Here is a 21,966-nt window from a genome sequence, read left to right as displayed (position 1 = left end):
GGCTCACACTAACGCTCCTGGTCATAGCTGTTACCTGACTGCTCGGAACCCGCGCTGCGTCCCTGCTGGACACCGCGCCGCAGGTTGCTCAACCTGCCGCGGACGTCCTCCGGGGCGCGGGAGACCTGTGGGCCGCCCTGCGGGGTCGTCTCCGCCACACCCTCGACCAGGTTGGCCTTGGGTACCCGCCGAGGGAGACCGGACGGGGTGATCCCGCCCGCCTTCGGCTCACGGAGCTTGCCGGCCTGCTGCCAGCGATCGTCGTTGCGCGAACGCCAGGCCGCGGTGCCTTCAGTTTCCTCCGGGGCCTTCTCCGGTTCGGCGGGCTGCTGCTGACGCGGCGGCCGCTGTTCGAAGAGGGATCCGGTGGACTCCGCTTCCTTCTGTGCCGGCTGCCACTGCTGTTGACTGCCGCGTCGCGGCAGACCCGCTCCGGTCATCTTGTGACCGGTGTCGGCAGCGGTGTCCGGACGGTCGAAGCCTACGCGTTCCGGGGCCTGTTCGGCACCGGACGGTGATTCCGATTCGGTCCCGGAATCCTGCTGGTAAGCAGCCGGATACGAGTTCTGCTCGGGCCACTCGGCCGCTCCGGACTGGGCATCGTAGCCGCCGTCGTACGCCGGGGCGGCCTGCTGCTGGTCCTGGAACCCGGCTTCCGGATAGCCGTATCCCTGCTGCGGGTAGGCGTCGAAGCCGGACTGCGCGCCCTGCTGCTCGTACGGGGCTTCATAGCCCTGTTCGGGCTGCTGCTCGTAGCCCTGGTACGGCTGGTACCCGTGTTCAGGCTGGGGTTCCGGATACTGCGGTCCGGGATAGGCCGGCTGGGCCTGCTGCGGCTGCTGGCCCTGCAGGTCCTGCTGCTCCTGCTGGCCGTATCCGGCCTGGGCCTCCAGTGCGGCCCGGCGCTCCTCGCGCCCCAGGGAGCGGCCGACCGGGTCGAGGTCGCGGCCGTCCGCGCCCTGCTGGTCGTACCGGGAGTCGTCGAAGCCGAGTTCGGCCGCGGTGCGCAGCGCGGGCGCCTGGAGGGCCTGCTGCGGCTGCCGGGTCTGCTGCTCCGGGATGATCTGCGAGACCGTGAAGTCGCCGTCCGGTACGCTCTCGCCGCCGCCACCGTGGGTGATCGCGTCGGGGAGCATGACCAGCGACGTGGTGCCGGCCGCCTCGCCCGAGGGGCGCAGCTGGACGCGGATGCTGTGGCGGTCCGCCAGCCGGCCGACCACGAACAGGCCCATGCGCTGCGAGATCGCGGCGTCCACGGTCGGCGGGTTGGCCAGCTTGTGGTTGATGTCGGCGAAGTCCTCGGCGGTGAGGCCGATGCCCTTGTCGTGGATCTCGATCATCACGCGGCCGTCGGGCAGACGCGTCGCGTTGACCCGGACCTTGGTCTGCGGGGAGGAGAACGTGGTGGCGTTCTCCAGCAGCTCGGCGAGCAGGTGCACGAGGTCGGTCACGGCCTGGCCGTGGATCTCGGCGTCGGAGACGCCGGAGAGCTCGACGCGCTCGTACTGCTCCACCTCGGAGGAGGCGGCGCGCAGGACGTCGACGAGGGGGACCGGCTGGTCCCAGCGGCGGCCCGGCTCCTCACCCGCGAGGATGAGGAGGTTCTCGCCGTTGCGGCGCATGCGGGTGGCCAGGTGGTCCAGGCGGAAGAGGTTCTCCAGCTGGTCCGGGTCGGCCTCGTTGTTCTCCAGGTCGGTGATGAGGGTCAGCTGGCCCTCGATCAGGGACTGGTTGCGTATGGAGAGGTTCGTGAAGATCGCGTTGACGTTCCCTCGCAGGAGCGCCTGCTCGGCCGCGAGCCGTACCGCTTCCCGGTGGACCTGGTCGAAGGCGCGGGCGACCTCGCCGATCTCGTCCCGGGAGTCGATGGGGATCGGCCGGACACGGGTGTCGACCTTGCCCGGGTCGGTGCGCGAGAGCTGGTCGACGAGCATCGGCAGGCGCTGCTCGGCGATGTCGAAGGCGGCGCTGCGCAGACCGCGCATCGCGCGGCCCATCTGCCGGGCCATGAGGCCCGCCAGGATGAAGGCGGCGAGCAGGGCCAGGACCACGATGGCGCCGTTGGTGATGGCGTCGTTGCGGGCCTCGTCGGAGACCGCGACGGCGTCCTTGACGGCCTTGTCGAGGAATTCCTTCTCGATCTGGTCGTAGCCGTCGAACTTCGCGGTGGCGGCGAACTGCCAGGCGGCGGGCGTGGTGCCGCCCAGGGCCAGCTTGGCCTTGCTGTCGCCGCCGGCGATGGCCTCGGTCATGCCGGTGAGCGCGGAGCCGTTGACCACCGGCGGCGGCCTGAAGACGGTGCCGGCCTGCTCGGCGGCCGACTTGGCCTCGGCGAGCTTCTGGGCGCCTTCCTCGGACTTCTGCCCCATGACCTCCTTGAGGCGGTTGGTGTCCGCCTCGGTGCCGGCCGCGACGAACTCGCCGATGGCGATCTCTTCGAGGTAGGCGTAGGAGGTGAAGGCGACGAGCTGGGCCTTGCGGACGTCCTCGTTGGTGCTCGGGCGGACCAGCAGGTGGGTGCCCACCGCGCGCTGCAGCGAGTTCGCCGCCTTGGCCAGCTGGATCGCGTAGACCATGCGGCCGTACGAGGTCACGTTGCCGGTGCCGAGGCCGAGCTCGTTGGCGAACTGCATGAGGTAGTGCTGGACCAGGACGTAGCCCTCTTCGGTGGGGATGGGGCCCGCCGCGCTGGGGAGGTTCTTCTTCGGGGTCTCGATCGCCGCCTGGTAGGCGGACTTCCGGACCAGTTCCAGCTTGGGCTCGTCCCCGCGGAAGAGCTCCAGACGGCGCTCCAGGCCCTGCTGCTTCGGCATGTCCTGGACGGCCTTGTCGAACTTGGCCTTGGCCGCGGTGGTCGCCGAGTAGGCCTTGGTGACCGTCTCGCTCTTGGCGTCGCCGCTCAGGAGCGGCTCGGCCGTGAGGTCGCGCTCGTTCAGCAGCGCCTGGCTGTACTCGGAGGAGGCCTGGACGACCCTGGCTATCTTCTCGGCGTCCTGGGCTTCGTTCCAGGTGTCCACGGAGCCCTTCACCTGGAAGCCGCCCATGACCAGCCCGACGAGGGCGGGTACGAGCAGGATGGCGTTCAGGCGGGTCGGCACGCGCCAGTTGCGGGGTGCGAACCGGCTGGTGCTTCCGCTGCTGACCGGTGGCTCCACGGGCGCGTCGAGGGGCGACACGGCCGCTCTCGGCGGCGGGGTGAAGTTGCCGCGCGCGGGTTCATCCGCGGGGCTTGCGTTGCTTCGCCTCACTCGACCAACAACCTCTCCGCGGTGCTACTAGCTGGTTCGTTGAATTCCAGCACGGTTAACGGCCGTGTTCCAAACAGTTGAAATCGGCCATTCCTAGAGCCTTATGCCCCACATAAATCGGACATAAAGAGCTTCCGGCGGCAAAAATGGGGGAAGTTGTGAGCGTAGCGGCACCAACTGAACGCGCCCTGTGCCCGACCGGCGGCAATTCTCTTTCGAAACGTTATGAACGGGAGGGGCGGGCCGTGTCGCACGACACAACCCGCCCCTCCCGCGCGACACCTGAACCGTGCTATTTGAGCCGCGCCATGAGGGCGTGCTCGACGAGCGTGATGAGGGCGCTCTTGGCGTCCGCGCGGTGGCGGGCGTCGGTGGTGATGATCGGGGCGTCCGGGCCGATCTGGAGGGCCTCGCGGACTTCGTCCGGCGTGTAGGGCTGGTGCCCCTCGAAACCGTTCAGGGCGATCACGAACGGCAGGCCGCTGTTCTCGAAGTAGTCGACGGCGGGGAAGCAGTCGGCGAGGCGGCGGGTGTCGACGAGCACGATCGCGCCGATGGCGCCGCGGACGAGGTCGTCCCACATGAACCAGAAGCGGTCCTGGCCCGGCGTACCGAAGAGGTACAGGATCAGGTCCTGGTCCAGGGTGATGCGGCCGAAGTCCATCGCGACCGTGGTGGTCGTCTTGTCCCCGGTGTGGGTGAGGTCGTCGATCCCGGCGCTCGCGGAGGTCATCACCGCCTCGGTGCGCAGCGGGTTGATCTCGGAGACCGCGCCGACGAACGTGGTCTTGCCCACGCCGAAGCCGCCCGCCACCACGATCTTCGCGGAGGTGGTGGAGCGAGGAGCCGCTCCGCCGCTAGAGCTTGCGAAGTCCACTGAGCACCCTTTCGAGCAAAGTCACGTCCGGCGTGCCGCCGGCCTCTCCGTTGCCCGGCTGGTGGATGGCCACCATTCCGGCCTCCGCCAGGTCGGCGACGAGGATCCGGGCGACACCGAGCGGCATCGACAGCAGTGCAGAGACCTCCGCGACCGACTTGACCTCTCGGCACAGGGTGCAGATGCGCTGGTGCTCGGGGAGCAGGCCGGAGAGGTGCATCGGATCGGCGGTGGTGCTGACCAGCGCCTCTATGGCGAGCTGGTAGCGGGGCCGGGTCCGGCCGCCGGTCATCGCGTACGGACGCACCAGCGGCTGGTCGCCTTCCGAGTACGAATCTCCGTACGCATCGGGGTAGGCGGGGGGCGGGGTCATTGATCCTCCGGGCTGGACAGCAGTGGTCAGCGTGCCGTCTGACGGGGCGGCCGGTGGGGGGACGGTATGACGGCCTGTCGGGGGTACTGGGTTCCGGGGCACGTGCCCCGGTCTCCCGGCCGGAAGTACCGTCCGGCCGGGAGGGGAGAGGTCAGATGAGCAGGCTTCCCTGGAGCTCGGCGCGCAGGTCCGGGGTGAGGACACTGCCCGCGCGGTCCACGAGGAGGGCCATTTCGTAGCCCACGAGGCCGATGTCGCACTCGGGGTGCGCGAGCACGGCCAGTGAGGATCCGTCCGAGACGGACATGAGGAAGAGGAATCCCCGGTCCATCTCGACCACGGTCTGGTTGACGGCGCCGCCCTCGAAGATGCGGGAGGCGCCGGCGGTGAGGGAGGTCAGACCGGATGCCACGGCCGACAGCTGATCGGCGCGGTCGCGCGGGAATCCTTCGGACATGGCCAGAAGGAGTCCGTCGGCGGAGACCACCACGGTGTGGGACACCCCGGGGGTGTTGTCCACGAAGTTGGTGATCAACCAGTTCAGGTTCTGTGCCGCCTGGCTCATCGAACTCAACTAACGCTCCTGCTGATAAGTGGGGTCGATGTGGTAACTGCCGGTCGCCGGACCGCTGGTGCCGGCTTGGCGGCCCTGCTGGATACCGCGTCGGAGGTTGGTCAGACGGCCGCGGACGTCGTCCGGGGACCGGGAGACCTGAGGGCCGGCCTGCTCCTCGGACTGCTGCTGCGCGGTGCCGGCCACGAGGTTCGCCCGCGGGACCCGGCGGGGCAGGCCCGAGGTCGTGATGCCGCCGGCGGCGGGCTGGCGCACGCGCTCGGCCTGCCGCATCAGCTCGTCGTTCGGCGAGGAGCGCCAGCTGACCGTCGGCATGGCGCCGGTGGCCGCCGCGGCGGGCTCGGCCGCCTGCTCCTGGCCGCGCTGCGGCAGCTGCTGCTGCGGAGCGGGCGCAGGGGCGGACTGCTGCGGCTGCTGGGGTACGCCCGGCCCCTGCGCGGGGGGCTGCTGCCCCTCCTCGCGGAACCAGTTCGACTCCAGCGTGTCGAAGATCGGGCTGCGCGCCTCTCCGGCACCCGGCGCCGGCGGCAGCGCCTCGGGCCGGGAGGCCGGCGGCAGACCGGGGGCCTCCGGACGCCGGGGCGGTACGGGCGCGTAGTCCGCGCCGGGCTGCGGCTGCGGCGGCTGGTACTGCTGCGGCTGGGGCTGCTGCGGGGCCTGGGGCTGCTGCGGGGCGTAGCCGCCGACACCGGGGCCGCCCGGCCGCTGGGGCTGGTACCCCGGGCGGGCGAACTCGCCGGTGGAGGACGGGTCCGCGGGACCGCGCAGCTCCGGGCGCTCGAACTGGCCGGTGGAGGACGGGTCCAGGGGACCGCGTACGTCCGGGCGCTCGAACTGTCCCGTGGTGCTGTTCAGGCCGTCGCCCTGGGGCATCGGCGCGTTGAAGTCCGGGCGGGCGAACTCGGAGGTCGAGCCGGGGCCCGACAGCTCGTCGTGGCCGCGCGCCTGGTCGGCGCCCCAGCTGGGGGTCTGCGGGCCGGGGAGCTCGGGACGCGGGGCGCCGCCGCGCGGCGGCAGCTGCGGCCGGGGACCGCGCGAAGCCGGGCCTGCGGGCTGCTGGGGCTGCTGCTGCGGGGGCTGGGCCGCCGGCTGCTGCGGCTGGGGCCGCTGGAAGCCGTTGCCCTGGGGGAACCCGGCGGGACCGCCGGACCCCGGGGGCGGGGACGCCGGACGGGCCTGCGGGCCGCCCGAGAGGCCACTGCCCGCGAAACCGCCCGCGCCGCCGCCGGCCGGACCGCGGCCCGGCAGCGGGGCACCGGAGCCGAAGGCGCCCTGACCCTGGGCGGAGGTGGTCGGCCCGGCCTGCGGACGGCCGCCCGGCGCACCGGGACCGCCCTGCTGCGGGAGACCGCCCTGCGGGGACTGCTGGCCCTGCGGCCGCTGCTGGCCCGCACCGTCGCGGCCCGGCAGGGCGGCACGCTGGCCGCCCCCGGAGACCTGGCCGCGCTGGGGCGCCGTACCCACGGGGGGTCGGGCGCCGCCGGGCACGGAAGCCTGCGCGCCGGATCCGCCCGGCGCGCCGCCGGGGCCGCCCTGGTTCGGCATCGGAGCCGGCTTCTTGCCGCCCTGGGCGACGTCCACCGGCAGCATGACGAGGGCCGTCGTACCGCCCGAGTCGGAGGGGCGCAGCTGGATGCGGATGCCGTGTCGCAGGGACAGGCGGCCGACCACGAACAGGCCCATGCGGCGGGAGACGGAGACGTCCACGATCGGCGGAGCGGCGAGCCGCTCGTTGATCGCGGCGAGGTCCTCGGGGGACAGGCCGATGCCGGTGTCGTGGATCTCGACGAGCACGCGGCCGTCCGGCAGCGCGTGGCCGGTGACCTTGACCTTGGTCTGCGGGGAGGAGAACGAGGTGGCGTTCTCCAACAGCTCGGCGAGCAGGTGCACGAGGTCGTTGACGACGCGGCCGGCGACGTCGGTGCCCGGCACCGACGTGAGCTCGATGCGCTCGTACTGCTCCACCTCGGACGCGGCGGCGCGGAGCACGTCGACGAGCGGGACGGGGCGGGTCCACCGGCGGCCCGGCTCCTCGCCCGCGAGGACGAGGAGGTTCTCGCCGTTACGGCGCATGCGGGTCGCGAGGTGGTCGAGCTTGAAGAGCGAGGACAGCTGGTCCGGGTCGGCCTCGCGCGACTCCAGCTCGGAGATGAGCGAGAGCTGACGCTGGATGAGGCCCTGGGAGCGGCGCGAGAGGTTGGTGAACATCGCGTTGACGTTGCCCCGGAGGAGGGCCTGCTCGGCGGCGAGGCGGACGGCCTCGCGGTGCACGTCGTCGAAGGCCGCAGCGACCTGGCCGATCTCGTCGCGGGTGTGCAGGCCGACCGACTCCACGGACGTGTCGACGTCCTGCGGGTCGGACTCGGAGAGCTGCTTGACGAGCTCGGGGAGGCGGTCCTGGGCGACGCGCGTCGCGGTGTCCTGCAGGCGGCGCAGCGAGCGGATCATCGACCGGGCCATGACGAAGGCGCCGACGAGGGAGACACCGAGGACGAGGAGAATCAGCGCACCGTTGAGGATCGCGTCCTGCTGCGACTCGTTCTTGAGCTCGCGGGCCTTCTGCTCCATGTCCTCGAGCAGGGTGAGCTCGATGACCTTCATGGCCTGGAGCTTGGTGCCGTCGGCGTCGTACCAGTCCATCCAGGAGCGGTACTGCTGCTCCTTGGCGAACTGCCCCTCGGTGCTCAGGACGCGGCGGGTGAAGTGGTCGGCCTTGCCGATCTCCTGGTTGCCGTCGCCTAGCGCGGCGAGGAGCTCCTCGGGCTTGCCCTGGTAGACGAGCTCGAAGGTCTTCTTCGCCTGGCTCTCGCCGCGGAGGGCGGACAGGGCGTACAGACGGTCGTTCTCGCCGAGGCTGCCCTGCTTGTCACCGCTGTCGGGGAGCGAGGCGGCGATGACCGCGCGCTGGATGGAGGCGTACTCCTTGGCGGAGGAGAACGCCGCCAGGGCGCGCGTGCGCTTGATCATCTCGGGGTTCGACGTGGCCTGCGCCATGTCCTGGGAGAGGGACAGCAGCGAGACGATCAGCGCGTTGTACTCGGTGATGGTCTGCTGGGCGCCGTTGGCGTACGCCTTCTTGCGGATGTCCTCGATGCCGGTGAGCTGGCGGCCGATCTGCAGGATGTTGTTGCGGATCGACTTGAGCGTCTCGTCCTTGTCCTCCGCGCTGTCGACCTTGTCGGTCGCGGAGGCGAAGGCCTGGGCGGCGGTGTCGGTGTTCTCGCGGACACCGTCGACGATGGTGTTGCTCTTGCCGTTCTTGGTGATCGACATCGGACCCGCCGACATGTCCCGCTCCTCCTGGAGCATGGCGGCCAGGTTGGTGGCCTGCCGGGTCATGGTCGTCAGCAGCTGCATGTGCTCCAGCTGGGCGATGTCGTTCATCGAGTCGTTGATGCGGAAGCCGCCGAGCGTGGTGGCCGCGACGACGGGCAGGGTCAGCAGCGACACGAGTCGCGTGCTGATGCGCCAGTTCTGCATGGCGAGGCGAGAGCCGGGCCCGCTGGGGGCCTTCGGTATCGCCACGTCCTGCGTCGCCGGCGTCGCCTTGACGGCCGCATTGCCCTTGCCGGGCTTCCCGCGGCCCTTCGCCTTCACCGCGGCGGAGGCGTTGGGGCTCGCCCCTTCCACAGCCGGCCCGCGGTTCTGGGCGTGCTGGGGCGAGGAGCCACGGTCGGTCCCGCCGCGCGGTTCCTGCTCCGCCGCAGCTTCCCCACGGCCCTGGCGGGCCTGGGGAGACCCCTTGCCATCCCTCTTGAATCGTCCCTGCACTAGCGTCGCAACCTCTGGACCAGGCGTCCTACCGGGTGACCGGCGGGACGGTGTCGAGTCGTGGGGCACAAACGGCCCCATGTGTGGTCGTCGGTGACCGGCGCGTTTCCCTCTCCTTGCCACCGCGCTCGGCGCTGGGTCGCGCCACCTGCGCGCCGACTGTTTCCCGCGGCGGTCCCGCGAATTCCAGCACAGTGGAGGATCTCCAACAAGGTGCGCGTGTCGGCCCGGAGAGTCGGTGACGGCACGTGACAGACGGGCTACGCGATGTGGGACTGCTTTCGGGAGAAACCGGACTTACGCCAACCAAACACCAAGGCTGGCAAGGTGTCCCAGTCGCGATGATCAGGAGCGGAATGGCGCATTCAGTGGCGCAATGTCCGCTTTGTTAGCTGGAATTGACTGTCCGTTATGCCTATTATGTCGGGTCACGGGTGAGCAAACTCACACAGCCGTGGCCATTACTTCCCGGTTCCGCGGGGGATTTAGATGTTTAGCCTTGCCCCGTAAAGGGTTGGCGCACGCGACAACCGTCCATCCACGAGACCGAACCGAGGACCCCGAACTCCGATGAAGACGACGACGATGTTCCGCAACATAGCCAACCCCCGCCGCACCACCCTCGCGCACCTGAAGGACGCAGAGGAGCTGCAGGCGGCCCCGGCCGTCCCGGAGCACGCCGTCGAGCTGCCGACGCAGACCGCGAACCCGCGCCGCACCATCCTGATGGACGCGCCGGTCGCCGCCGCGCAGTAGGCGCCGCGCAAACGAACGCGAACCGCCCCTGTCCGCCGCGTTAGCCTGGAGCCCGCAGACTCCAGCCAGCGGACATACAGAGGGGCAGACGCAACACGTGCGCATCGCCAGGTTCTCCATCGACGGCAATGTCGCGTTCGGCGCGGTCGAGGGCAGCACTGCCCCCGGCGCCGAGGGTGAGCTCGTCCTCGACATCATCAAGGGGATTCCGTTCGCGGACTTCGAGCTCTCCGGGGTGAAGGTCCCGCTCGGCAAGGTCCGGCTGCTGCCGCCCGTGCTCCCGAACAAGGTCGTGGCCGTAGGCCGCAACTACGCGGAGCACGCGGCGGAGCTCGGCCACTCGGTCGTCGACGACCAGGGCCGCCTCGAACCGCCGATCACCTTCTTCAAGCCCTCCACCTCGGTGGTGGGCTCGGGCGACCCGATCACGTACCCCTCCTTCTCGCAGGACCTCCACCACGAGGCGGAGCTCGCCGTGGTCATCGGCCGGATGTGCCGCGAGGTCCCGAAGGAGCGCGTCAAGGACGTGATCCTCGGCTACACCTGCGCCAACGACGTCACCGCGCGCGACGTCCAGCAGCGCGAGAAGCAGTGGGCCCGGGCCAAGGGCTTCGACAGCTCCTGCCCCCTCGGCCCCTGGATCGAGACCGACCTCGACCCGGCCGACCTGACCATCCAGTGCACCGTCAACGGCGAACAGCGCCAGCTCGGCCGCACCAGCGACATGGTCCGGTCCATCGAGGACCTGGTCGTCCACATCTCCGAGGCCATGACGCTGCTCCCCGGCGACGTCATCCTCACGGGGACCCCGGCCGGAGTCGGCCCCCTGAACGTCGGCGACGAGGTCGCCGTCACCATCGAAGGCATCGGCACTCTCACCAACAAGGTGATCAAGCGTGGCTAACGCGAACTTCCGCGTACGTTTCTGTCCCTCCCCGACCGGCAACCCCCACGTGGGCCTGGTCCGGACCGCCCTCTTCAACTGGGCGTTCGCCCGGCACCACGGCGGCACGTTCGTCTTCCGCATCGAGGACACCGACGCGGCGCGCGACTCCGAGGAGTCGTACGACCAGCTGCTCGACTCGCTGCGCTGGCTCGGCTTCACCTGGGACGAGGGCCCCGAGGTGGGCGGCCCGCACGCCCCGTACCGCCAGTCCCAGCGCATGGACATCTACGCGGACGTGGCGAAGAAGCTCCAGGACGGCGGCTACGCCTACCGCTGCTACTGCACCACCGAGGAGCTCGACCAGCGCCGCGACGCCGCCCGCGCCGCCGGCCGCCCCTCCGGCTACGACGGTCACTGCCGCGACCTGAGCGCCGACCGGCAGGCCGCGTACGAGGCCGAGGGCCGCACCTCGATCGTCCGCTTCCGGATGCCCGACGAAACGATCACCTTCACCGACCTGGTCCGCGGCGAGCTCTCCTTCACCCCGGAGAACGTGCCGGACTTCGGCATCGTCCGGGCCAACGGCGCCCCGCTGTACACGCTGGTCAACCCCGTCGACGACGCGCTGATGGAGATCACGCACGTCCTGCGCGGCGAGGACCTGCTGTCCTCCACCCCCCGGCAGATCGCCCTGTACAAGGCGCTGACCGAGCTGGGCATCGCCAAGGGCGTCCCGGACTTCGGCCACCTCCCGTACGTCATGGGCGAGGGCAACAAGAAGCTCTCCAAGCGCGACCCGGAGTCCTCGCTCAACCTGTACCGCGAGCGCGGCTTCCTCCCCGAGGGCCTGCTGAACTACCTCTCGCTCCTCGGCTGGTCCTTCTCCAAGGACCAGGACATCTTCTCGATCGAGGAGATGGTGGCGAAGTTCGACATTCCGGACGTCAACGCCAACCCGGCGCGCTTCGACCTCAAGAAGGCCGAGGCCATCAACGCCGACCACATCCGCCTGCTGGACCCGAAGGCCTTCGCGGACGCCTGCGGCCCGTGGCTGCTGGCCCCGCACGCGAACTGGGCCCCGGAGGACTTCGACGCCGAGGCCTGGGCGGCCATCGCGCCGTACGCGCAGACCCGCGTGACCGTCCTGTCGGACATCACCGCGAACGTCGACTTCCTGTTCCTGAAGCAGCCGGTCGAGGACCAGGCGTCCTGGGACAAGGCGATGAAGGGCGAGCCCGCGGCCCTGCTGACTACGGCGCGCGAGAACCTCGCCGCCGCCGACTGGAACGACCCGGAGTCCCTCAAGCAGGCCGTCCTGACCGCCGGCGAGGCCCACGGCCTCAAGCTCGGCAAGGCACAGGCGCCGGTCCGCGTGGCCGTCACCGGCCGCACGGTGGGCCTGCCGCTCTTCGAGTCCCTGCAGATCCTGGGCAAGGAGCGCTCGCTGTCCCGCATCGACGCGGCCCTGGCGAAGCTCGCCGCCTAGGCGTCCCGCACGTCCCGCAGGGGGCGGCGGCCGGTTCTCCCGGCCGCCGCCCCCTGCGGCGTACGGGCTCCGGCCCGCACCCCGCCGCGGGGACTTCCCCGTCGCGCCCACCGGGGCGGTGCCCGCCGCGTAGGCTCGGTCGCATGCCGATCCGCGCCGTGTTGTGGGACATCGACGACACCCTGTTCGACTACACCGGGGCCGACCGGGCCGGGCTGGCGCGGCAGCTCGCCGACGAGGGCCTGGAGGACCGGTACGGGTCCCCGGCGCAAGCGCTGGCGCTGTGGCGGGAGATCACCGAACGGCACTGGGCCCGCTTCGCCGCCGGGCAGGTGGACTTCCGGGAGCAGCGCCGCGACCGCGTCCGGGACTTCCTGGGCGCCCCGGCCATGACCGGCACCGAGACGGACTCCTGGTTCGACCGGTACGTCACGCACTACAAGTCCGCCTGGGTCGTCTTCCCCGACGTGGTGCCCGTACTGGACCGTCTCGCCGCCGGCTACCGGCACGGGGTGCTCAGCAACTCCTCCGTCGCCAACCAGGACCCCAAGCTGCGCCACCTCGGACTGCGCGACCGCTTCGAGGTGCTGCTCTGCGCCGCCGAGCTCGGGGTGAGCAAGCCCGAGGCCGCCGCCTTCCTCGCCGCGTGCGAGGCGCTCGGGCTGCGGCCCGGGGAGGTGGCGTACGTGGGGGACCAGCCGGAGATCGACGCCCGCGGGGCCCGCGACGCCGGCCTGCTGGCGGTCTGGCTGGACCGCGACGGAGGCCGGGGACCGGGGCCCGGGGGCATCCACCGCATCGAGGGGCTTGACCGGCTCCCGGAGCTGCTGGCAGGGGATACCCGTTTTGGAGCACGGTCAGGCATCCGGTAATGTTCTTTCTGCGCCGCCGGAGCGGGCCGAAAGGCCGGACGGAGGCGCCACCCAAAGAAAAACCCCGGCAAGGGGTTGACTTATGGTGGGGTATAGTGTAATTGGCAACACGAGGGTTTCTGGTTCCCTTATTCTAGGTTCGAGTCCTGGTACCCCAGCGCAGTGCATGTAGTGACGCAGTGCTTGCCCCCGTTGTGTAGCGGCCTAGCACGCCGCCCTCTCAAGGCGGTAGCGCCGGTTCGAATCCGGTCGGGGGTACAGATCCTTCCCGCGAGATCTCCAGGGTCGCACCCGGACGTCTTGATGCAGGATCGCTAGGGCCCCCGTTGTGTAGCGGCCTAGCACGCCGCCCTCTCAAGGCGGTAGCGCCGGTTCGAATCCGGTCGGGGGTACTGGTCTGGTCTAGACCATTTTGGGCTATAGTGTAATTGGCAACACGAGGGTTTCTGGTTCCCTTATTCTAGGTTCGAGTCCTGGTAGCCCAGCGCAGTACAAGGCAATACCAGCTGGCCCCCGTTGTGTAGCGGCCTAGCACGCCGCCCTCTCAAGGCGGTAGCGCCGGTTCGAATCCGGTCGGGGGTACGCACCGAAGAGGCCCTCCGCGATCATCGCGGAGGGCCTCTTCGCCGTTTCGGCACAGGTCCGGCGCAGCTGCAAGTACGGGCCCGGAGGCGCGCGTTCGGACGTGTGCGGCGTCTGCGCGCCCCCGGGCCCGGGGGAGTGGCGGGGATGTGGGGGAACGGGAGGGTCAGCCGGTGCGCCGCAGGGCCTCCGTGAGGCGTGCGGCCGCGTCGATGACGGCCTGGGCGTGCATCCGGCCCGGGTGGCGGGTCAGCCGCTCGATCGGCCCGGAGACCGACACCGAGGCCACCACGCGGTTCGAGGGGCCGCGCACCGGCGCCGAGACGGATGCCACGCCGGGCTCCCGCTCGCCGATCGACTGGGCCCAGCCCCGGCGGCGTACGCCCGAGAGCGCCGTCGCCGTGAAGCGTGCGCCCTGCAGACCGCGGTGGAGCCGCTCGGGCTCCTCCCAGGCCATCAGGATCTGCGCGGCCGAGCCGGCCTTCATCGGCAGGGTGGAGCCGACCGGGACGGTGTCCCGCAGGCCCGACAGCCGCTCGGCGGCCGCCACGCAGATGCGCATGTCCCCTTGACGGCGGTAGAGCTGCGCGCTCTCCCCCGTCACGTCCCGGAGATGGGTGAGTACCGGTCCCGCCGTGGCCAGCAGACGGTCCTCGCCGGCCGCGGCGGCGAGCTCCGCCAGCCGCGGGCCGAGGATGAACCGGCCCTGCATGTCCCTCGCCACCATCCGGTGGTGTTCCAAAGCCACGGCAAGGCGATGTGCCGTGGGTCGTGCGAGCCCTGTCGCCGCGACCAGCCCGGCGAGGGTGGCCGGACCGGACTCCAGTGCGCTCAGTACCAGAGCTGCCTTGTCGAGAACGCCGACGCCGCTAGAGTTGTCCATGAAACGATATTCGCGTCTCACACTGTGAAACGCAAGTTCAATTTTTCCAAGAACCAGCGAGTCTGTATGTGCGGGTCCACGAACCACTGGGTCCGAGCCGTCGTCCGGTGCGTGGGGTACGGGCGACCAGGCGCAACAGATCTCTATGAAGCGCCGGCCGGACCGGCCGGCCGGAGGGAAAGCGATGGGTAGGACACTCGCGGAGAAGGTCTGGGACGACCATGTCGTCCGGCGCGCCGAGGGCGAGCCCGACCTCCTCTTCATCGATCTGCACCTGCTGCACGAGGTGACCAGCCCGCAGGCCTTCGAGGGTCTGCGCCAGGCCGGCCGGCCCGTCCGACGCCTCGACCTCACCATCGCGACCGAGGACCACAACACCCCCACCATCGACATCGACAAGCCCATCGCGGACCCGGTCTCCCGGGCCCAGCTGGAGACGCTGCGCAAGAACTGCGCCGAGTTCGGCGTGCGCCTGCACTCGCTGGGCGACGTCGAGCAGGGCGTCGTCCACGTGGTGGGACCGCAGCTGGGCCTGACCCAGCCCGGCACCACCGTGGTCTGCGGCGACTCCCACACCTCCACTCACGGCGCCTTCGGCGCGCTGGCCTTCGGCATCGGCACCAGCCAGGTCGAGCACGTGCTGGCCACCCAGACGCTCCCGCTGGCCCGCCCCAAGACGATGGCGATCACCGTCACCGGCGCGCTGGCCGAGGGCGTCACCGCGAAGGACCTGATCCTGGCGATCATCGCCCGGATCGGCACCGGCGGCGGCCAGGGCTACATCCTGGAGTACCGCGGCGAGGCCGTCGAGCAGCTGTCGATGGAAGCCCGCATGACCATCTGCAACATGTCGATCGAGGCCGGCGCCCGCGCGGGCATGATCGCCCCCGACGAGACCACCTTCGAGTACCTCCGCGGCCGCGACCACGCCCCCGCGGGCGAGGACTGGGACGCGGCGGTCGCGTACTGGAAGACGCTGCGCACCGATGACGACGCGGTCTTCGACGCCGAGGTCGTCATCGACGGCACCGCGCTGGCCCCGTTCGTCACCTGGGGGACCAACCCGGCCCAGGGCGCCCCGCTGTCGGCGAACGTCCCCGACCCTGCTTCGTACGAGGACGCTTCGGAGCGCAACGCCGCCGAAAAGGCCCTGGAGTACATGGGGTTGACCGCCGGACAGCCGCTGCGGGACATCACGGTGGACACCGTCTTCGTAGGTTCCTGCACCAACGGCCGCATCGAGGACCTGCGCGCCGTGGCCGGGATCATCGAGGGCCGCAAAGTGGCCGACGGCGTACGGATGCTGGTCGTCCCCGGCTCGGTCCGGGTCGCGCTGCAGGCCGTGGAAGAGGGCCTGGACAAGGTCTTCAAGGAGGCCGGGGCCGAATGGCGGCACGCGGGCTGTTCGATGTGCCTGGGCATGAACCCCGACCAACTGGCGCCGGGCGAGCGCTCCGCGTCCACCTCCAACCGCAACTTCGAGGGCCGGCAGGGCAAGGGCGGGCGGACCCACCTGGTCTCCCCGCAGGTGGCCGCCGCCACCGCGGTACTGGGCCATCTGGCCTCGCCCGCCGACCTGTCCGACGCCCACGCGACCGCCGGAGTCTGAGCACCATGGAAGCCTTCACCACCCACACCGGCCGGGCCGTCCCGCTGCGCCGGAGCAACGTCGACACCGACCAGATCATCCCCGCCCACTGGCTGAAGAAGATCACCCGCGACGGGTTCGAGGACGGGCTCTTCGAGGCCTGGCGCAAGGACCCGGAGTTCGTCACCAACCGTCCGGAGCGCGCGGGCGCCACGGTGCTGGTCGCCGGCCCCGACTTCGGCACCGGCTCCTCGCGCGAGCACGCCGTCTGGGCCCTGCAGAACTTCGGCTTCAAGACGGTCATCTCCTCCCGCTTCGCCGACATCTTCCGCGGCAACTCGCTGAAGAACGGTCTGCTGACCGTCGTGCTCCCGCAGGAGACGGTCGAGCGGCTCTGGAAGCTGACCGAGGCCGACCCGCTGGCCGAGATCACCGTCGACCTGGTCGACCGCCAGGTGCGGGCGGAGGGCGTTGTCGCGGAGTTCGAGCTCGACGACAACGCCCGCTGGAGGCTGCTGGAGGGGCTGGACGACATCTCGCTCACCCTTCAGAACGAAGCGGACATCGCCACGTACGAAAGCACCCGGCCGGCCTTCAAGCCCCGCACGATTCGGCTCTGATTCCAGCCTGATCAGCGCTTATTCGCCTTTTGGCGACCACATCGACAACACTGTGCCCCCCACCGTCCGGTGGGGGGCACAGCTGTGTGTTGAGGCCCCGTGAGGCGACAACTCGCCCCAGATGGCACAATCTGTGCATGGAACGCGACAGTCAACTTGAGCTCTACGAACTCGTCGCGGACCGACTGAAAGAAGCACACACAAGGGTGCGCTCACTGCAAGTCCCGGAGGGCGTAAGGATGGCGCTGTCCCGGAAGCTGTTGGTCGCCACGGCTTCGGCGAAGCACGATCTCGCCGATGCGGCAAGGCGCCTGGACAGGTTGATGAAGGACCTCGACGAGGGTCGATTCCCTGAAGGCGACTGATGCGAAGGAACTCCGTAACGGCCTACAGCGTTGCGGCACTAGGGTGATTAGCCCGTTTCGTGTTTGATTTGCGGTATATATCCGCCTAACGTGCGAAATAAGCTTGAACACATTCGTTCTGGCGAAGTCTCCGAAGGGGAAGACGTTGAACAAGGCGCAGCTCGTAGAAGCGATTGCCGACAAGCTGGGCGGCCGTCAGCAGGCCGCGGACGCCGTCGACGCGGTACTGGACGCGATCGTCCGCGCTACCGTCGGAGGCGACCGGGTCTCGGTCACGGGCTTCGGCTCGTTCGAGAAGGTCGACCGCCCGGCCCGTTACGCCCGCAACCCGCAGACCGGAGAGCGCGTCCGGGTCAAGAAGACCTCGGTGCCCCGCTTCCGTGCGGGCCAGGGCTTCAAGGACCTGGTCAGCGGCACCAAGAAGCTGCCCAAGGGCGGCGAGGTGTCCGTGAAGAAGGCGCCCAAGGGCAGCCTGACCGGTGCCGCCTCCGCGACGGTCAAGAAGGCCGCCGCGAAGAAGGCCACCACCGCCAAGAAGGCGACGGCGAAGACCGCGGTCGCGAAGAAGACCACGGCCACCGCCAAGAGGGCCTCCACCGCGACCGCCAAGAAGGCGGCGGTGAAGAGCACGGCCACCGCGAAGAAGGCGACGGCCACGGCGAAGAAGACCACCGCCACCGCCACCGCCAAGAAGGCCACCCCGGCGGCGAAGAAGACCACCGCCACCGCGAAGAAGACCGCTCCGGCCGCCAAGAAGGCCACCGCAGCGACGAAGGCGCCCGCCAAGAAGACGGCGACGCGCAAGGCCACCGCGAAGAAGACCACCGCCCGCAAGAAGTAGGGGCACGAGTCACACACGCCGGGCCGGCTTCCCCCTCGGGGGAGGCCGGCCCGCGGTGCTGTCCGGACGCGGTGCGCCGGAGCGGCGGTGTCGGGGCGAAAGCGCAGGTCAGAAGGTCAGAAGGTCTGCAGTGTGACCAGGGTGATCCGCAGGCCCGCGCCCTCGCCGTCCGTCTCGATCCGGACCCGCTGCCCGGGCCGCAGCAGCCGTAGGCCGCCCGCGTCGAACGCCGGGGAGTCGAAGGGCACCGGGGTGCCGTCGTCCAGCAGCACGCTGCCGCTGCGGGTCTGGGAGTCGTACGTGTACGCGGTCGCCTGCATACCGGCACTGTATCGGGCGGTGTGCCGCCCCACGCCGAGCACGAGGGCCGCTCGCAGGTCCGCCGCGGTGTCCACGTCCCGGCGCATGCTGTCGACCCCCGCCAGCGTGATTTCCACGGCCCCCGACTCCGAATGCCGGGCCCTGGACAGACCGCCGAACGAGGGCGCCAATTCCACGTACGGCGCAGCGGAAAGCAAGGTCGTCCCGATTCCGGCGGCATCCGCCAGAAATGCCCGGGGAAATACCGAAGCGATATCGAGCACGCGTAGCAATTCGGACGGCCGAAGGGCCGGGAGATCGGCGTTCATCGCGGCCACCGCCGCCCCCGGCCGGGCCGCCCGGGCCGCCCGCGCCCCGTGGGCCAGCGCCGCGTTGAGCCCGGAGGCGGGCGCGTCCGGAATGATCCGGGCCCCCAGTCGCGACAGTTCCCCGCCGGCCGTGCGGTCGTCCGTGACGACCACCACATCCACCACCGCGGCGCAGGCCAGCGCCCCGGCGACGGTGTCCTGGGCGAAGGCCAGGGCCAGCCCCGGACGGGACGCGCCGACAGCCGCCGCGAGACGGCTCTTCGCCATCTCCAGGGGCTTCAGCGGGACCACCAGACTCCAGACGGCGTTCGTGGCCGATCCCTTCCCTCCGGTGCGCTCCGGCACGGGCTTATGCCATGGTCAGGTCATGGCCGGGTCACGTCTCGGCTCATTGTCGCCCTCCCCGGGCGACGCGGGGGACCGGTGGCGCGAGCGGGGCGTACGGTGTTCTCGACAGAGACCGGGCCCGGGGCGACACTTGTCCGGCCGACGAGGTGGCCCGAGCCGCGCACCGGTCCTAGAGGAAGGTGTCCGAGTGTCCCGCCGCAGAATCGGCTTCTGGTACCGCCTGGCGGCGGTCATCGCGAAACCGCCGCTGGTAGTGCTCTTCAAGCGGGACTGGCGGGGAATGGAGCACATTCCGGCCGAGGGCGGATTTATCACCGCCGTCAATCACAACTCGTATCTGGACCCGCTCTCCTACGCGCACTTCCAGTACAACACCGGGCGCGTGCCCCGATTGCTCGCGAAGGCCGCCCTCTTCAGAGTCCCTATTGTCGGCGCGATCCTGCGCGGTTCCGGGCAGATCCCGGTCTACCGGGAGAGCAGCAACGCCCTGGACGCATTCCGGGCCGCGGTGGACGCGATCGAGCGCGGCGAATGCGTGGCCTTTTACCCGGAGGGCACCCTCACCCGCGACCCGGACATGTGGCCGATGGCCGGCAAGACCGGCGCCGCGCGCGTGGCGCTGATCACCCGGGCCCCCGTCATTCCGGTGGCCCAGTGGGGCGCGAACCTCGCGATGCCGCCGTACGCGACGCAGGACAAGATCCGCCTCTTCCCGCGCAAGACCCTCCAGGTGCTCGCGGGGCCCCCCGTGGACCTCTCCGCGTTCTACGACAGGGAACCGACCCCGGAGGTCCTCCAGGAGGCCACCGAGGTCGTCATGGCGGCCGTCACGGCCCTTCTGGAGGAGGTGCGGGGCGAGAGCGCGCCCGCGCAGCCGTACGACCACCGCAAGGCCAGGGCACAGCAGCGGCGCAAGGCCGCAGGGGAGGGCATCAAGTGACACGTCCCGTGAAGGCAGCCGTCTACGGAACCGGTTCCTGGGGCACGGCCTTCGGCATCGTGCTCGCCGACGCCGGCTGCGAGGTGACCCTGTGGGGCCGCCGCCGGGAACTGGTCGACGCCGTCAACAGCGGCCGGACCAACCCGGACTACCTGCCGGACGTCGTGCTCCCGGACAACCTCCGGGCCACCACCGACCCGGCCGAGGCCGCGGCGGACGCCGACTTCACCGTCCTCGCCGTCCCCTCCCAGACCCTGCGCGGCAACCTCGCCTCCTGGGCCCCACTCCTCGCTCCCGACACCGTCCTCGTCTCCCTCATGAAGGGCGTCGAACTCGGCACCGCAAAGCGGATGAGCGAGGTCGTCGAGGAGGTGGCCAAGGTCCCCGCCGACCGGATCGCCGTCGTCACCGGCCCCAACCTCGCCCGCGAGATCGCCGCCCGGCAGCCCGCCGCCTCCGTCGTCGCCTGCGTGGACGAGGCCGTGGCCCGGCGCCTCCAGGCCGCCTGCCACACCCCGTACTTCCGCCCGTACACCAGCACCGACGTCATCGGCTGTGAACTCGGCGGCGCCGTCAAGAACGTCATCGGCCTCGCCGTCGGCATCGCGGACGGCATGGGCCTCGGCGACAACACCAAGGGCTCCCTCATCACCCGCGGCCTCGCCGAGGCGACCCGGCTCGGCGTGGCGATGGGCGCGGACCCGCTCACCTTCTCCGGCCTCGCCGGCCTCGGCGACCTCGTCGCCACCTGCTCCTCGCCGCTCTCCCGGAACCACACCTTCGGCACCAACCTCGGCCGCGGCATGACCCTGGAGGAGACCATCGCGGTCACCCGGCAGACCGCCGAGGGAGTCAAGTCCTGCGAGTCGGTGGCCGATCTGGCCCGGCGCCACGGGGTCGACATGCCGATCACGGACACCGTCGTCGACATCGTCCACCACGGCAAGCCGACCCTGGTCGCGCTCAAGGAGCTGATGGGGCGCAGTGCCAAACCGGAACGGCGCTGACTCCGTTCCGGACGTCTGAGCGGGTACCCTCGTGGCGATATGAGCAGCGAGAACCTCCCCCAGACCCCTGAGCAGCAGGGCCGCAAGCCCCGCGTGGCCGTCGTGTTCGGCGGCCGCAGCTCGGAACACGCCATCTCGGTCGTCACGGCGGGCGCGGTCCTGCGCTCCATCGACCGGTCCAAGTACGAGGTGCTGCCCATCGGCATCACCACGGACGGCCGGTGGGCGCTGACCGCCGACGAGCCCGAGCGGATGGCCATCGCCGACCGCCGGCTCCCGAACGTCGCCGAACTGGCCGACTCCGAGGACGGCGCCGTCGTGCTCTCGGTCGACCCGGCCAACCGCGAGGTCGTCTACACCGAGCCGGGCGCCGTCCCCAAGGCACTGGGCGAGGTCGACGTCGTCTTCCCCGTGCTGCACGGACCGTACGGCGAGGACGGCACCCTCCAGGGCCTGCTGGAGCTCTCCGGCATCCCGTACGTCGGCTCCGGCGTCCTCGCCTCGGCCGTCGGCCAGGACAAGGACTACATGAAGCGGGTGTTCACGTCCTTCGGGCTGAACGTCGGCCCGTACGTGACGATCCGCCCCCGCGAGTGGGAAGCCGACCGGGACGCGGCGCGCGCCAAGGTCCTGGACTTCGCCGGCGAGCACGGCTGGCCGCTGTTCGTGAAGCCCGCCCGGGCCGGCTCCTCCATCGGCATCACCAAGGTCGACGACGCCGGAGCCCTGGACGCCGCGATCCAGGAGGCCCGCCGCCACGACCCGAAGGTCATCGTGGAGGCGCTGCTGCGCGGCCGCGAGATCGAGTGCGGCGTCCTGGAGTTCGAGGACGGCCCGCGCGCGAGCGCGCCCGCCGAGATCCCGCCGGTCTCCAGCCACGACTTCTACGACTTCGAGGCGAAGTACATCGACTCCGCCTCCGGGATCGTGCCCGCCCCGCTGACCCCGGAGCAGACCGCCGAGGTGCAGCGGCTCGCGATCGAGGCCTTCGAGGCCGCGTCGTGCGAGGGCCTCGTGCGCGCCGACTTCTTCCTGACCGAGGACGGGGAGTTCGTCATCAACGAGATCAACACGATGCCGGGCTTCACCCCGATCTCCATGTACCCGCGGATGTGGCAGGAGTCGGGCATCGAGTACCAGGAGCTGGTGGACCGCCTGATCCAGGCGGCCCTGCGCCGCTCCACCGGCCTGCGCTAGGACGCGCCCCGCAGCAGCAGACCGCCCGCCGGCCCCGCCCTGAAGGGCGCGGGCCGGCGGGCGGCGGTGTGCCCGGGCGGGCGCGGCGCCGCGCGGGACGCCGTCCGGGGGGTGCGGGCCCTT

Annotated in this window: 17 protein-coding genes, 5 tRNA genes and 1 pseudogene; 16 read left to right on the top strand and 7 right to left on the bottom strand. The window is 70.7% G+C overall.

Translation table 11 applies throughout. The features are described 5' to 3' along the window. Positions 1 to 8: 8 nt before the first annotated feature. From ACFWTC_RS08990 to ACFWTC_RS08970, 5 genes are all read right to left on the bottom strand, one after another. Positions 9 to 3,248 (bottom strand): nitrate- and nitrite sensing domain-containing protein, encoded by a 3,240-nt coding sequence (locus tag ACFWTC_RS08990; protein ID WP_384030139.1) that lies wholly within the window; start codon positions 3,246 to 3,248, stop codon positions 9 to 11. A gap of 292 nt (positions 3,249 to 3,540) precedes the next feature. After that, complete coding sequence (locus ACFWTC_RS08985; protein WP_383921106.1) at positions 3,541 to 4,125, bottom strand: ATP/GTP-binding protein; 585 nt, start codon at positions 4,123 to 4,125, stop codon at positions 3,541 to 3,543. After that, the gene (locus ACFWTC_RS08980) at positions 4,106 to 4,498 is read right to left on the bottom strand and encodes a DUF742 domain-containing protein (RefSeq protein WP_007266775.1); all 393 of its coding nucleotides are present in this window, start codon (positions 4,496 to 4,498) and stop codon (positions 4,106 to 4,108) included. The genes ACFWTC_RS08985 and ACFWTC_RS08980 overlap by 20 nt, the downstream gene beginning before the upstream one ends. A 151-nt stretch (positions 4,499 to 4,649) precedes the next feature. Beyond that, positions 4,650 to 5,063, bottom strand: coding sequence for a roadblock/LC7 domain-containing protein (locus ACFWTC_RS08975; RefSeq protein ID WP_324290143.1), 414 nt, complete (start codon positions 5,061 to 5,063; stop codon positions 4,650 to 4,652). Positions 5,064 to 5,072: 9 nt separating this feature from the next. Continuing rightward, entirely contained in the window at positions 5,073 to 8,843 is a 3,771-nt protein-coding gene (locus ACFWTC_RS08970; RefSeq protein ID WP_384027444.1) for a nitrate- and nitrite sensing domain-containing protein, read from the bottom strand. A 570-nt stretch (positions 8,844 to 9,413) separates the two neighbouring features. Between ACFWTC_RS08970 and ACFWTC_RS08965 the strand changes: the two genes are divergently transcribed. The 9 genes from ACFWTC_RS08965 (at position 9,414) to ACFWTC_RS08925 (ending at position 13,425) form a co-directional block, all read left to right on the top strand. Further along, entirely contained in the window at positions 9,414 to 9,599 is a 186-nt protein-coding gene (locus ACFWTC_RS08965) for a hypothetical protein (RefSeq protein ID WP_383921111.1), read from the top strand. Between the two features lie 97 nt (positions 9,600 to 9,696). After that, a complete protein-coding gene (locus ACFWTC_RS08960) occupies positions 9,697 to 10,503 on the top strand; it encodes a fumarylacetoacetate hydrolase family protein (protein WP_383921114.1) in 807 nt (268 codons plus the stop codon). Continuing rightward, a complete protein-coding gene (gene gltX / locus ACFWTC_RS08955; protein WP_384027442.1) occupies positions 10,496 to 11,971 on the top strand; it encodes a glutamate--tRNA ligase in 1,476 nt (491 codons plus the stop codon). The genes ACFWTC_RS08960 and gltX overlap by 8 nt, the downstream gene beginning before the upstream one ends. Before the next feature lie 143 nt (positions 11,972 to 12,114). After that, on the top strand, positions 12,115 to 12,843 hold the full coding sequence (locus ACFWTC_RS08950; RefSeq protein ID WP_384027440.1) for an HAD family hydrolase: 729 nt from the start codon (positions 12,115 to 12,117) through the stop codon (positions 12,841 to 12,843). A gap of 86 nt (positions 12,844 to 12,929) precedes the next feature. Then, positions 12,930 to 13,001 (top strand) — tRNA-Gln (locus ACFWTC_RS08945). Positions 13,002 to 13,028: 27 nt separating this feature from the next. Then, positions 13,029 to 13,101: transfer RNA gene (locus ACFWTC_RS08940), tRNA-Glu, on the top strand. Positions 13,102 to 13,162: 61 nt separating this feature from the next. Then, positions 13,163 to 13,235, top strand: a tRNA-Glu gene (locus ACFWTC_RS08935). Between the two features lie 21 nt (positions 13,236 to 13,256). After that, a tRNA-Gln gene (locus tag ACFWTC_RS08930) sits at positions 13,257 to 13,328 on the top strand. 24 nt (positions 13,329 to 13,352) lie between these two features. Beyond that, a tRNA-Glu gene (locus ACFWTC_RS08925) sits at positions 13,353 to 13,425 on the top strand. 166 nt (positions 13,426 to 13,591) lie between these two features. Here ACFWTC_RS08925 and ndgR read toward each other — a convergent pair. After that, a complete protein-coding gene (gene ndgR / locus ACFWTC_RS08920) occupies positions 13,592 to 14,308 on the bottom strand; it encodes an IclR family transcriptional regulator NdgR (RefSeq protein ID WP_150517662.1) in 717 nt (238 codons plus the stop codon). Between the two features lie 184 nt (positions 14,309 to 14,492). On the opposite strand from ndgR, the gene leuC reads away from it, so the two are divergent. From leuC to ACFWTC_RS08900, 4 genes are all read left to right on the top strand, one after another. Next, positions 14,493 to 15,917, top strand: a complete 1,425-nt coding sequence (gene leuC, locus ACFWTC_RS08915) for a 3-isopropylmalate dehydratase large subunit (RefSeq protein WP_383921123.1) — start codon at positions 14,493 to 14,495, stop codon at positions 15,915 to 15,917. A 5-nt stretch (positions 15,918 to 15,922) separates the two neighbouring features. Then, positions 15,923 to 16,516: a 3-isopropylmalate dehydratase small subunit gene (gene leuD, locus ACFWTC_RS08910; protein ID WP_383921126.1), complete on the top strand. Its 594-nt coding sequence runs from the start codon at positions 15,923 to 15,925 to the stop codon at positions 16,514 to 16,516. A 137-nt stretch (positions 16,517 to 16,653) separates the two neighbouring features. Then, positions 16,654 to 16,881: a hypothetical protein gene (locus ACFWTC_RS08905; protein ID WP_351269946.1), complete on the top strand. Its 228-nt coding sequence runs from the start codon at positions 16,654 to 16,656 to the stop codon at positions 16,879 to 16,881. A gap of 145 nt (positions 16,882 to 17,026) precedes the next feature. After that, complete coding sequence (locus tag ACFWTC_RS08900) at positions 17,027 to 17,722, top strand: HU family DNA-binding protein (RefSeq protein ID WP_383921130.1); 696 nt, start codon at positions 17,027 to 17,029, stop codon at positions 17,720 to 17,722. Between the two features lie 320 nt (positions 17,723 to 18,042). On the opposite strand, the pseudogene cofC reads toward ACFWTC_RS08900, so the two are convergent. Beyond that, a pseudogene (cofC, locus tag ACFWTC_RS08895) lies at positions 18,043 to 18,618 on the bottom strand (2-phospho-L-lactate guanylyltransferase); the annotation flags it as partial. Positions 18,619 to 18,886: 268 nt separating this feature from the next. Between cofC and ACFWTC_RS08890 the strand changes: the two are divergent. Genes ACFWTC_RS08890 through ACFWTC_RS08880 form a run of 3 tightly spaced genes read left to right on the top strand, consistent with a single transcriptional unit; the run spans position 18,887 to position 21,843 of the window. Beyond that, a complete protein-coding gene (locus ACFWTC_RS08890; protein WP_383921133.1) occupies positions 18,887 to 19,639 on the top strand; it encodes a lysophospholipid acyltransferase family protein in 753 nt (250 codons plus the stop codon). Further along, a complete protein-coding gene (locus tag ACFWTC_RS08885) occupies positions 19,636 to 20,646 on the top strand; it encodes an NAD(P)H-dependent glycerol-3-phosphate dehydrogenase (protein WP_384027438.1) in 1,011 nt (336 codons plus the stop codon). Before ACFWTC_RS08890 ends, ACFWTC_RS08885 begins: the two co-directional genes overlap by 4 nt. Before the next feature lie 39 nt (positions 20,647 to 20,685). Continuing rightward, positions 20,686 to 21,843, top strand: a complete 1,158-nt coding sequence (locus ACFWTC_RS08880) for a D-alanine--D-alanine ligase family protein (RefSeq protein ID WP_383921139.1) — start codon at positions 20,686 to 20,688, stop codon at positions 21,841 to 21,843. The last annotated feature ends 123 nt before the right edge of the window (positions 21,844 to 21,966 follow it).

The sequence above is a fragment of the Streptomyces sp. NPDC058619 genome, from assembly GCF_042717785.1.
Lineage (GTDB): Bacteria > Actinomycetota > Actinomycetes > Streptomycetales > Streptomycetaceae > Streptomyces.
The sequence above is the reverse complement of the archived record's forward strand: the minus strand, read 5'-3'. Positions and strand labels throughout refer to the sequence as shown.

What these genes read in the sequence shown, in the direction of transcription:
- ACFWTC_RS08950 (WP_384027440.1), top strand. Translation starts at nt 12,115, where the DNA reads ATGCCGATCCGCGCCGTGTTGTGGGACATCGACGACACCCTGTTCGAC.
- ACFWTC_RS08975 (WP_324290143.1), bottom strand. Translation starts at nt 5,063, where the DNA reads ATGAGCCAGGCGGCACAGAACCTGAACTGGTTGATCACCAACTTCGTG.
- ACFWTC_RS08905 (WP_351269946.1), top strand. Translation starts at nt 16,654, where the DNA reads ATGGAACGCGACAGTCAACTTGAGCTCTACGAACTCGTCGCGGACCGA.
- ACFWTC_RS08880 (WP_383921139.1), top strand. Translation starts at nt 20,686, where the DNA reads ATGAGCAGCGAGAACCTCCCCCAGACCCCTGAGCAGCAGGGCCGCAAG.
- ACFWTC_RS08980 (WP_007266775.1), bottom strand. Translation starts at nt 4,498, where the DNA reads ATGACCCCGCCCCCCGCCTACCCCGATGCGTACGGAGATTCGTACTCG.
- leuC (WP_383921123.1), top strand. Translation starts at nt 14,493, where the DNA reads ATGGGTAGGACACTCGCGGAGAAGGTCTGGGACGACCATGTCGTCCGG.
- leuD (WP_383921126.1), top strand. Translation starts at nt 15,923, where the DNA reads ATGGAAGCCTTCACCACCCACACCGGCCGGGCCGTCCCGCTGCGCCGG.
- ACFWTC_RS08965 (WP_383921111.1), top strand. Translation starts at nt 9,414, where the DNA reads ATGAAGACGACGACGATGTTCCGCAACATAGCCAACCCCCGCCGCACC.
- ndgR (WP_150517662.1), bottom strand. Translation starts at nt 14,308, where the DNA reads ATGGACAACTCTAGCGGCGTCGGCGTTCTCGACAAGGCAGCTCTGGTA.